10 protein-coding genes are annotated in these 12106 nt (G+C 39.9%); 1 reads left to right on the plus strand and 9 read right to left on the minus strand.

Going from position 1 to position 12106, the window contains the following annotated elements:
• Positions 1-15: 15 nt before the first annotated feature.
• Positions 16-2091: a sigma 54-interacting transcriptional regulator gene (locus A6749_RS03500; RefSeq protein WP_066385286.1), complete on the minus strand. Its 2076-nt coding sequence runs from the start codon at positions 2089-2091 to the stop codon at positions 16-18.
• A gap of 156 nt (positions 2092-2247) precedes the next feature.
• On the opposite strand from A6749_RS03500, the gene A6749_RS03505 reads away from it, so the two are divergent.
• On the plus strand, positions 2248-2496 hold the full coding sequence (locus tag A6749_RS03505; RefSeq protein WP_066385289.1) for a DUF2627 domain-containing protein: 249 nt from the start codon (positions 2248-2250) through the stop codon (positions 2494-2496).
• A gap of 11 nt (positions 2497-2507) precedes the next feature.
• Here A6749_RS03505 and A6749_RS03510 read toward each other — a convergent pair whose 3' ends face one another.
• The 8 genes from A6749_RS03510 to A6749_RS03545 all read right to left on the minus strand — a co-directional run bounded on the left by A6749_RS03510 (position 2508) and on the right by A6749_RS03545 (position 12105).
• Positions 2508-3236: a glycerophosphodiester phosphodiesterase gene (locus A6749_RS03510; protein WP_066385295.1), complete on the minus strand. Its 729-nt coding sequence runs from the start codon at positions 3234-3236 to the stop codon at positions 2508-2510.
• Positions 3237-3450: 214 nt separating this feature from the next.
• Positions 3451-4245, minus strand: coding sequence for a sporulation transcription factor Spo0A (gene spo0A, locus A6749_RS03515; RefSeq protein ID WP_066385296.1), 795 nt, complete (start codon positions 4243-4245; stop codon positions 3451-3453).
• Between the two features lie 293 nt (positions 4246-4538).
• The gene (gene spoIVB, locus A6749_RS03520) at positions 4539-5825 is read right to left on the minus strand and encodes a SpoIVB peptidase (RefSeq protein WP_127488017.1); all 1287 of its coding nucleotides are present in this window, start codon (positions 5823-5825) and stop codon (positions 4539-4541) included.
• A gap of 122 nt (positions 5826-5947) precedes the next feature.
• On the minus strand, positions 5948-7636 hold the full coding sequence (gene recN / locus A6749_RS03525; RefSeq protein WP_066385297.1) for a DNA repair protein RecN: 1689 nt from the start codon (positions 7634-7636) through the stop codon (positions 5948-5950).
• 16 nt (positions 7637-7652) lie between these two features.
• Positions 7653-8102: a transcriptional regulator AhrC/ArgR gene (ahrC, locus tag A6749_RS03530; RefSeq protein ID WP_066385299.1), complete on the minus strand. Its 450-nt coding sequence runs from the start codon at positions 8100-8102 to the stop codon at positions 7653-7655.
• Positions 8103-8236: 134 nt separating this feature from the next.
• Entirely contained in the window at positions 8237-9073 is an 837-nt protein-coding gene (locus A6749_RS03535) for a TlyA family RNA methyltransferase (protein ID WP_066385305.1), read from the minus strand.
• A 3-nt stretch (positions 9074-9076) separates the two neighbouring features.
• Positions 9077-10972, minus strand: a complete 1896-nt coding sequence (dxs, locus tag A6749_RS03540) for a 1-deoxy-D-xylulose-5-phosphate synthase (RefSeq protein ID WP_066400747.1) — start codon at positions 10970-10972, stop codon at positions 9077-9079.
• 239 nt (positions 10973-11211) lie between these two features.
• Complete coding sequence (locus A6749_RS03545; RefSeq protein ID WP_066385306.1) at positions 11212-12105, minus strand: polyprenyl synthetase family protein; 894 nt, start codon at positions 12103-12105, stop codon at positions 11212-11214.
• Position 12106 lies beyond the last annotated feature (1 nt).

The following is a 12106-nucleotide window of genomic DNA, read 5'->3' on the forward strand; positions in this document are numbered from 1 at the left end:
TTCATACCATGAAAATTATTGCATGCCATTGTTTTCAAGTTTATATTTTTCAAGCTTGTAATATAAATTCCTGACAGACAGTCCTAAGGTTTTGGCTGTTAAGGTCTTATTCCCATTAAATCGGGATAAGGTTTGCTCAATAATACCAGCCTCATATTCTTCTATCATTTCCGATAGAGACCGCCCAACAGCAATGTATTCCGGACTATTTGTTTCGCTATGTTCATTACTCTGTTTATTATTTTTCAATTCAGGCAAATGGTGAATATCAATTTGCGTTTCATAATAATTCATAAAGATCATTGCCCTCCCGAGAATATTTTCCAATTCCCTTACGTTTCCGGGCCAATCATATCTCATCAATTGCAATAACGCCGCTTCAGTAATTCCCTCAACGTTCCTTCCATAATCACGGTTTATTTTTTGAATCAGCCGCTCACAGAGAGCCGGAATTTCTTCCTTACGGCTTCTGAGAGGCGGAATATGGATTGGCATACGGTTTAGGCGATAATACAAGTCTTCCCTAAACGTGCCTTTAGCAATACCTTTTTCCAAATTGACATTCGTTGCGGCAATGATCCTGACATTGATCGTAATCGGTTTTGTACCGCCGACACGAATAATTTCACCCTCCTGCAGAACCCGCAGCAGCTTAGCCTGGGTATTTGCTGATAATTCGCCGATTTCATCAAGAAAAATACTTCCATTATTCGCCTCTTCAAACAGCCCTCTTTTTCCGCCCCTTAAGGCACCGGAAAAAGCACCTTCATCATAACCAAATAATTCACTTTCCAACAGCGATTCCGAAATAGCGGCACAATTCACTCGAATAAATTTACTATACTTACGATCGCTCGCATTATGTATGGCGTGGGCAAACAACTCCTTGCCTGTCCCCGATTCCCCGCGCAAAAGTACCGTTGCCGGTGTTTTCGCTCCTAGCTTGGCCTGTTCTATCGCCAGTAACATTTCATCGGATTTTCCGATAATATCCTCAAATGTATATTTTGCTTCCAGCTTGCGGATCAGCTGTCTGGCACTTTCCAACTCCTTACTTAAGGATTTCATTTCCGACACATCATGTACGACGCCAACGCTTCCTTTTAATTTACCATTAACAATGATAGGTGCTACATTCACAATGACCTCACGCTTTTTCGGTCCGAGCCGCAGCGGCACACCACGTACTGCCCGTCTTGTTTGCAGTACCTTCATATGCATGCTTTCTCCCTCAGAAATATCTGCTGTAGCAGGCTTTCCAATCACCTGTTCCTCAGAAAGACCTGTAATGCGGGTATAGGCGGGATTGATGAGAATCCCTTTTCCCTTTTCATCAACAACAGAAATTGCATCATCACTTGAATGAATAATAGCTTGAAGCATCGTTTGAATTTCCCTTAAATCTGTGATTTCTTCCGCGAGATTCACTACCTCGGTGATATCTTTAAAAACGGCAACCGCCCCGATTAGTTTACCGTTCCCTTCAACTATCGGAATACGGGTTGTAATAATTTTCAAACCATTTGCTAAAACCATTTCCTGATTTGTCTCAATTTGGCGTGTTTCAAGAATAAGCGGTAAACGGGTTTCCGGGATGACTTCAGTCACATACTTTCCTAACACCCGCCCTTTTTTAACACCTATCATTTCTTCTGCCCTGTTGTTAAACAAAATGACATAGCCTTCATGATCGATGACAACCATACCGTCATTTGTGGCATTAAGAATGAGCTCATGAAGATAGGTTTCATATTGATGCTTCCTGATTAGCTCTTCTTTTTCTTCCAATAATCGTGCAACGAGAAAGGCTACGCTGCCAGGAATTAAAACTGTTTGTTTATCTTTTTCATTTCGTAAAAGTTGAAATACCTGTTCATCCCCGGTAACCTCTATAATAATATCGATTTGGTCCGTCAAAAACGGCCTCCAATCAGTACCTGTTAGAATCCCTTCCTGCCGGGCCAGCATTACTCCCGGTGCGTCGATATTTCGGTCAATGACAGCGGCAACATGGAGTACCTCAGATTCTTTTACAATTTTTAAGATGGCCGTACCACCCTTGCCGGCACCAACAATCATTACGTTTTGCATGATTCACCCCTTAGATGATAGAAATTTTTTTCATGCAATATTTTTCATATTCATTGTAGCGTGAAACTGAATTCTTGACAAATTCTATCTATAGACTATTATTTCCTTGAGAGAGATAATAGGAATGATGTAAATTAAAAATGGAAGGATTTATTTATGACACGTATAATCGCCCTTATCATACTATTAATCCCCGGTTTTTTAGCTGCGTTTGGGATTAAATTAATGCGTGATATGACTTTTGGAGTACTTCAGCCGCCATTTTCCCATTTACTGCTGCAATTTCTTGCTGGGTTAGTATTATTCGTACTTGGTCTGGGGTTTGTTGCAGGATTTATTTTCCACCGTGACCGTAAACGCAATAAAGTCCAAGCCCGATTTAAACAACAACAACATAAAAAATAAAAAAGAGGCCGCTATGGTCTCTTTTCATATTGTTTTTTTATTTTTAATGCTTTTACGGGGTTATCGGTAATGACCGCCGTGCATTTAAGCCTAAACAACCGCTTTAAATCAACTTCTCGATTCACGGTATAAGGCCGCACCGCTATGCCATTATCCAATGTAGTAGAGATGATATGATCCGGAATGGAGGAATGTTTTGGATGAATTCCTTTGGCTCGTATCGATTGCGAATAAATCCATGGCATATAGATCGCCTCCAAAAAAAGCGGGGCTGTTTCAATTTCCGGAGCCAATCGATAGCTGTTTACAATACTGTAATGATTGAACGATGAAATAATAATCCGATTGGATAATTCATATTTTCTTATTAGATCGATTACCTTTTTCTCCATCCCTTCATAAGGAAACAAACCATTTTTCATTTCAATATTGCAAATTAACTGATTTGTCTTAAGCCATTCGAAAACTTCAATAAGCGACGGAATAGGCTCTTTTTTTATCCCCTTTTTATTAGCATTCAGCCTACTAATTTCTTTATACGAGAAATCTTTCACAAATCCATGTCCATTTGTTGTCCGATCTACCTTTTCATCGTGGATTACGACAATTTCACCGTCTCTTGTTAATTGAACATCAAGCTCTAATCCATCGGCACCAGCTTTTTCTGCTTCAAGAAAGGCACTCATTGTATTTTCGGCAAATAAAGCGGAGTATCCCCGGTGAGCAAATATCTGTGTCATTTCTTCACTTCCTAACGGTAATTTGGAGTGATTGTCATTTTGAGCCCCATTTTAATAATTAGAACCACCTATAGAACAGATTATGCATATGCCTTATTATATTCTCATTTAAATTAACAACTAAGAAAGATATGTAATTTCTGTTTAAGGCACTTTGCTTTCCGCGCTGGCACAAAGATAAAAAAAAGCCTCGTGCCCGAGGCTTTTATTCCTTTCAAGAAGCTTTATGTTCCAGGCGCAGTTTATCGGCTACCATGGCAATGAATTCGGAGTTTGTCGGCTTTGCTTTAGACATGCTCACAGTATAACCGAATAGAGAGGAGATTGAATCAATGTTTCCGCGGCTCCATGCTACTTCTATAGCGTGGCGGATTGCTCTCTCTACACGGCTTGCTGTAGTGTTATACTTTTTGGCAATGTCAGGATACAGCACCTTTGTAATGGACCCTAACAGTTCGATATCATTAAAGACCATAGAAATAGCTTCCCGCAAATATAAGTACCCTTTTATATGAGCCGGTACCCCAATTTCGTGTATAATACTGGTAATGCTGGCATCTAAATTTTTTGGTTTAGAATCGGCTTGTGAACGATAACTTGGTGATGGACTTTTTCTTGCTGAAATAGAATGATTATTACCGCTTACCTGGCGGATATGGTTGCCTAAGTTCTCCATATCAAATGGTTTTAATATGAAATATGACGCACCTAGTTCAACCGCTTTTTTCGTTACATCTTCCTGCCCGAAAGCCGTTAACATAATAACATTTGGCAGAATTCCCTTTTTCATTTCACGAATACGTTCAAGAACTGCTAAACCGTCAAGATGCGGCATTATGATATCCAATACTAAAACGTCAGGTTCAGTTGTACTCAGCATATCTAAACATTCCTGTCCGTTATGAGCTACCCCTGCCACTTCCATATCATCTTGAGAGGATATGTAATCCTCCAGTAATCCAACTAATTCTCTATTGTCATCAACGACACAAACTTTTATTTTCTTCAACTTCAGTTCCTCCCTCAAGTCATATCCAATCTCTATTTTAGTTGCTATCCTTTATCTTCCTTTAATTCTATTCTAAATAAGAAATTCGACAATGCAACTAAAAATCCTTTCATTTTTTTAATATTTCTTAAAATAGTGATAAAATCTTATATTTTCTTCGTTTTTCTTCTTATTTCGACTTAAATCGCAAATTATCCAATAATATGCAAGTATTTGTCATAATAACACTTATGTAAAAAGAAGCAAAATAGGAAAGAGGGCCTATTTTGCTTTGTTTTTCTTTTGAACATGAATTAGCTTGCTTTATTCTTTGGCATTTCATATATGTTAATTCCCGCTTCATTCAGCATCCATTCGATGTGAACTCCATACCCGGAAGTGGGGTCATTTACAAATACATGGGTAACAGCTCCGATGAGCTTGCCATTTTGAATGATTGGACTGCCGCTCATCCCCTGAACAATTCCACCTGTTTTTTCTAATAGTTTTGGATCTGTTATTTTGATCACCATGCCTTTTGTAGCCGGAAATTTCTGCGGGATTGTACTGACAATTTCAACGTTAAATTCCTCAACTTTATCATTGTTTACTACTGTCAAAATCTTTGCTGGCCCTTCCTTCACTTGATGTGATAATGCAATAGGAAGCGGCTTATCCATAATACCATTGGCCAAATCCTTATTTAATTTGCCAAAGATACCAAAAGGACTATTTTTATTGATATTTCCAACGATTTCACGATCATTGGAGAAGCGTGCCAATTTTTCACCAGGGTCTCCGCTGCTCCCTTTTTCTATCGATGTAACCGTCGATCGGACAATCTGCCCGTCTTCCACAACTATTGGCTGCTTTGTATCCATGTCTGAAATAACGTGGCCGAGTGCACCGTATTTTTTCGATTGAGGGTGGATAAAAGTCATTGTTCCAATACCTGCAGCGGAATCCCTTATATATAATCCAAGCTTGTAGGTATTTTCACCCTTGTCTTTTAATGGAGTTAATTTTGTTGTAAATTTGCCTTTTTCACGACTGACAACCAAATTTAAGGCTTCCTTACTTTGTCCGGCTGCCTGAACATAAGGGGCAACGTCCGTCATTTTTTCAATTTTGTTTCCATTAATTTCTGTTATAATATCGCCGACTTTAATTCCTGCTATTTCACCTGGGGACTTTTTTCCATTCGTCGTATTGACTAAGTGGTGACCAACCACTAGGACGCCAACTGTATTTAATTTTACTCCAATAGACTGTCCGCCGGGAATTACTCGAAAATCTTTTAAAACTTTTACATCGACCTTTTTAATTGGAATTCCTGCATATTCCAGAAGCATTTCATTTTGGCCAGTTTCTATTGCCTTTAATGAAACAGCTGTTTTTTCCTGTTCAAGTGTAATATTTGTATTAGATTTGAGAGCGGCTGTAACCGGAGCAGCCTTATTGATTGTATAGTCCTGTCCTTCAAACATTGTAACTGTTTTTGGGATGCTTACATATTGACGCATAGGTTGAAAAAAAATAATACTGATTAATGAAACAAGGAGAATTCCACCAATAATTTTTCTAATCATCTCTAGCTTCAAATTCTTCACTCTCCTCGCTTCTTTTTGCGGCACTGAAAATGGCTACATCTATAATTTTGCCTCCTTAACAGTCATTTATAACTTTGTTCTATATAAAAAAGCTACCCAACTTGGATAGCTTTTCAATTTTTTTTAGTTTTTACTGCTAATTGCAATAATTCCTCTGCATGCTGCTTGGTTAAATCGGTTATTTCCACTCCGGAAATCATTCGCCCGATTTCTTTAATTTTTTCTTGATCGGTTAACGGTGTAACCGCAGTTGAAGTTCGGCCATCTTTGACTGTCTTAGAAATAAACAAATGAGTATCGGCCATTGCCGCTACTTGAGGCAAATGTGAAATACATAATACTTGTGAATCGAGTGCTACTTTATAAATTTTTTCAGCAATCGCTTGGGCAACCCTGCCGCTTACCCCAGTATCCACCTCATCAAAAATAATTGAGGTAACTCCTTGATGCTTGGAAAAAATACTTTTTAACGCCAGCATAATCCGCGACAATTCACCGCCGGACGCCACTTTCGATAAAGGTTTTAGCGGTTCACCAGGATTGGTGGAAATATAAAACTCCACATGATCCGCCCCATATTTAGAAAAATGGTCATTCTCTGATGTAATTTGAATATTAAAAACCGTTTTTTCCATGTACAATTCTTTTAATTCTTTATGTATCAGCCCTGTGAGCTTTTCTGCCCATTTTTGGCGAAGTGCTGTCAACTGTTTCGCCTCGAGGGTTAAATCCTTTTTAATGGAAGCTATTTCTTTTTCCAACTCATCGATATGCGTTTCTTTATTTTGAATCGTCTCAATTTCTTCTTCAATTTTGGCCGCATATTCCAATATTTCCTGAATCGTTTTCCCATATTTCCGTTTTAATTGATTAATTTCATTCAAACGGTCTTCTATTTCATTTAATCTTTGCGGATCAAATTCCAAAACGTCTAATTCATTTCTTAGTGTCCTTGCCGCATCCTCTAACTGATAAAAGCAATTGGCTACCGCTTCGGAGATTTCCTTATATGCCCCGTCTATTGCAGCTGCATCCTCTAAATGCCCCATGACCATCCCGACCCAGTCAAGCCCTTTTTGGTCCCCGTGCAAGGCGTTAAAACTTAATTGAAGTGCTTCATAAATTTTTTCGAAATTAGACAGTTTCTGCTTTTCTTCATAAAGCTCCTCATCCTCATGCAGCTTTAAATCCGCTTTTTGAATTTCGTCAAACTGAAATAGAATTAAATCTAGCCTATGAGCCATTTGCTGGTCATTTTCACTTAGAGCCTTAAGCCTATTTTGCGTTTGTTCAAACCGGTGAAAGACTTGGCGGTATTCTTCCATTGATGCGGCAATCTCTTCAGCACCAAATTGGTCGAGCAATGGAAGATGTCGTGTTTCATCCATTAGTTCCTGGTGTTCATGCTGGCCGTGAATATCAACAAGGGCCGCACCTATTTCTCGAAGCACCGCTATCGTGACTAATTTCCCATTTATGCGGCATACGCTTTTTCCGGTGCGGGAAATATCACGACGTAATACAACCATACCTTCTTCTATTTCGATACCAAATTCCAATGCTTTCTTATACACGGGATGACCAATCTCATCAATTTGAAATAAACCTTCTATCTCTGCCTTATCTTTACCATGTCGTACAAACTCAGCCGACCCCCTGCCACCTGTCAATAAATGAATCGCATCGATGATTATGGACTTTCCCGCTCCGGTTTCTCCAGTCAGAACCGAAAGACCTTTTTCAAAGGAGATTGACAGGTTTTCGATAATGGCAAAGTTTTTGATTGAAAGTTCAGCTAGCAAGAGTTATTCCCCCTATTTAAAGCATCTCCAAGAACCTTTTAGTAATGACATCAATATCCTCCGGTGTCCGGCAAATAATAAGAATCGTGTCATCACCACAAATTGTCCCTAAAATTTCGTCCCAATCCAAATGGTCAATGAGTGCTCCGATTGCCATCGCATTTCCAGGCAGACACTTCATTACTAATAAGTGTCCAGCTGAATCAAGACGAATAAAGGCATCGATTAATGCCCTTTTTAATTTTTGCAATGGATTAAATCTTTGATCGGCCGGCAAGCTGTATTTATAGCGGCCATCACTTAACGGAACCTTGACCAGATGAAGCTCTTTAATATCACGGGAAATAGTAGCCTGTGTTATGTTATAGCCGGCTTCCTTTAAAGCATCGACTAACTCATCCTGTGTCTCAATATCATTACTTGCAATGATTTCCCTAATTTTAATATGACGTTGACCTTTATTCATATTGTCACCCCAATGATTTACCTGAGAACTTTGTAGTATAGTGTCGCATTTCCTTAAAGCTCATTCTACCAAAATTGAACATTTGTCCCTAATAATTATACACGAAAATACATAAAAGGATAAGCAAGAGCTGCCTATCCTTCTGTCTGTTTCGTATGAAATTCCTTATGTGCCTCATTTACTACTTCCTCAGGAGTAATTGGAAGCTGATTTGCACCGTATTCCTTTTCTCCTTCCCAATTAAGATGGAGCAGGAATTCAATATTCCCATCTCCCCCTGTAATAGGTGAATAGGATAAATTCTTGATCATATACCCATGTCCCATTGAGAAATCAATAATTTTTTGGATGACCTGAAGATGAACCTTCGCATCGCGGACAATCCCTTTTTTCCCAACCTGCTCACGCCCTGCCTCAAATTGCGGCTTCACCAACGCGATAATATCACTGCCGGGAACAAGAAGTGTTTTTAAGACGGGTAAAATTAAAGTTAATGAGATAAAAGAAACATCAATTGTTGCAAAGTTCGGCATTTCTCCTGCAAGGTCTGCAGGAGTTACATATCGGAAATTAGTTCGTTCCATTACAACAACCCGATCATCCTGCCGAAGCTTCCAGGCAAGCTGATTATAGCCGACATCAAGGGCATAAGAGCTTTTTGCACCATTTTGCAGGGCACAGTCGGTAAACCCTCCTGTTGAAGCACCAATGTCTAGAAGGACTTTATCAGCAACTACCACATCAAATACTTTTAATGCCTTCTCCAGCTTTAATCCCCCACGGCTGACGTACGGCATTATTTTTCCTTTGACAACAAGCGGAGTATCTATTTTAATTTTTTCACCCGGTTTCTCCAGCCGCTCCTCATTAGCGTATACTAGTCCTGCCATAACAGCACGTTTCGCTTTTTCCCGGGTTTCACATAGGCCTCTTTCTACAAGTAAAACATCTAATCGTTCTTTATTCTTCATGGTTTATGCCCTTTGTTGCTTTTTTCCAGCCATGATTGAAATTCTTTTGACAACCTCATCGACAGTCAAGCCAATTTCTTCTAAAAGACAGGAAACATCTCCGTGTTCGATAAATTCATCCGGGATGCCCATTCGGTCAATATACGTATGGTAAAAACCTTGAGACTGTGCATATTCTAATACAGCACTGCCAAATCCGCCTTGCAGCACTGCTTCCTCAATTGTAAGCAGCGGAATATTATCATTGAATAGCGCAGTAAGCATTTTTCCGTCTAATGGTTTAATAAACCGGGCATTGATGACTCTAACAGAAATACCTTTCTTTTCAAGTCTCATTGCCGCATCCAAAGCCATTGGGATAGTCGTTCCAAAGGTTAAAATAGCAGCATCGTAGCCCTCTTTAATAACTTCCCATGTACCAATCGGAATCGTTTTTAGTTCTTGATCAAGCGGTACCCCGAGACCATTGCCGCGTGGGAATCTCATGGCAATAGGACCATTATCATAATTCAGTGCGGTATATACCATATGCTGTCCTTCATTTTCGTCCTTTGGCATCATTAACACGATATTCGGAACATGTCTTAAAAAAGCAATATCAAATACACCTTGGTGGGTCTCACCATCGGCCCCAACAAGTCCGGCACGGTCAATGCCAATAAAGACATTTAAATTTTGCCGGCAAATATCATGGACAACCTGATCATATGCCCTTTGTAAGAATGTTGAATAAATAGCTAAAAATGGTTTCATGTTTTGTGTCGCAAGACCCGCAGCAACGGTTGCCGCATGTTGTTCGGCAATTCCGACATCATACATCCGTTCAGGAAATTCACTGGCAAAGCCTTCAAGTTTAGAACCGACCGGCATCGCCGGGGTAATCGCCACAATCCGTTCATCATCGCGGGCTACCCTACGTACTGTTTCACTTACAAGACTGCTCCATGCAGGAGGCTGCTTTTTAGTCGGCTTAACAAAATCTCCGGTGTCCATTTTATATGGCCCGGTTCCGTGCCAAGTTCCCTTTGTATCCGCTTCGGCAGGACGAAACCCTTTTCCTTTTTTCGTAATAACATGAAGAAGAATTGGTCCTTCGGTCTTTTTGGCATAACTGAAATTTTCAAATAAAGCTTCAAAATTATGGCCATCAATCGGTCCGAGATAGGTGAACCCTAATTCCTCAAAAAACATGCCGGAAACAAATAAATACTTTAGGCTATCCTTAATTCTTTCAGCTGTTGCAGCGAGTTTGCCGCCGACAGCAGGAACCTTTTTCAATAAGACTTCTAGTTCATCTTTAACCCATTGGTATTTTCCTGCAGTCCGTAATTGCCCAAGAATATTATGCAAAGCACCTACGTTTGGAGCGATAGACATTTCATTATCATTTAAAATGACAATCATGTCCTTTTTCTCATGTCCAATATGATTTAAGGCTTCTAAAGCCATTCCTCCGGTAAGTGCTCCATCACCAATCACAGGGATGACGTAATTGTTTTCTTTTTTTAGGTCCCTGGCAATAGCCATTCCCATCGCAGCTGAGAGAGATGTTGAGCTGTGGCCTGTTTCCCATACGTCATGCTCACTCTCAATCCTTTTTGGAAAGCCGCATAGTCCCTTATATTGCCTTAATGTATCAAATTCTGATGCCCTGCCCGTAAGAATCTTATGTACATAAGATTGATGGCCGACATCCCAAATAATCTTATCCTTCGGGCTGTCAAAACATTTATGCAAGGCAATCGTTAATTCTACAACCCCCAAATTGGGACCGATATGACCACCGGTAACTGAAAGCTTTTCAATCAAGAATTGACGAATGTCCTGACTTAAGGCTTCCAGATCTTTATTTGACATTCCTTTTAAAAAGGACGGGTCTTTTATTGATAATAGATCCATTGATGGACCACTCACTTTCATACTTTTTCTTCTAGAAGTAAAGGGGCGGAGCATGGCATAAAAAAATCCACTTAACTCGTTAAGTTAAAAATTTTAAACTTTAGATTCGAGAGGTTTAGCTCTCAACCGCCTTATCCTTAAAAATAGCCGCTAACACAATCGTGCGGGCGGCCTTTACAACGTATCAACATTGAAAACAATTATAACACAGTTCCTACATTGTCTCAAATTCCCGTTGGTTAGTGATTTCTAGATGCCACCAGATCTGTAATTTCTAGAAGGAGTTCCGTATTTAATGCTGTTTTAGCTAAATATTCTTTTGCCAGATTAATTTGCGTTTGCAAGGCATCTTGCGCCCCTTCAAGTGATAACAATAGGGGATACGTGCTTTTATGATTTGCTGTATCACTCCCTACCGGCTTGCCCATCAATTGTTGATTCCCTGTCAGATCAAGGATGTCATCCTGAATTTGAAAAGCAAGCCCTAGGTGGTGGGCAAATTGTGACAAGTTGTTGAGCATGCTTTGATTTGCTCCCGCTAGCATCGCCCCGGCTAAAACACTAAACCTTAACAGCTTTCCTGTCTTATGAATATGTATATATTCAAGCTCCTCAAGGGTTAATGTTTTCTCCTCGCCCTCCATGTCAGCGACCTGTCCGCCAACCATTCCTTCTGCTCCCGCCGCCTTCGCCATTTCCACGATTACATTCAATTTTACTTCAGGAGAGGCGACATCGCTTGGGATTTTATTTATTACCTCAAAGCTGTATGTTAACAGAGCATCTCCGGCAAGTGTTGCAATGGCATCACCAAACACTTTATGATTCGTTGGTTTTCCTCTGCGAAGATCATCATTGTCCATGCTTGGCAAATCATCGTGAATTAAGGAATAAGTATGGATCATTTCTACTGCGGCAGCGGCTGCAAGTCCATTTTCGGGATTTGTCCCGAATGCGTCAAGAGTTGCGAATAACAGTAAAGGACGGATCCGTTTGCCTCCAGCTTCTAGAGAATAAATCATTGATTCTTTTATAATAGCTGGAGCGTTAAGTTCTTCAACTAATCGTCGAAGCTCGCGTTCCAATAATTGTTTGTATTTCGTAGAAAATTCGTCTAAATCTCGAAGTTTCAAA

The sequence above is a fragment of the Neobacillus mesonae genome, assembly GCF_001636315.1.
GTDB lineage: Bacteria > Bacillota > Bacilli > Bacillales > Cytobacillaceae > Neobacillus > Neobacillus mesonae.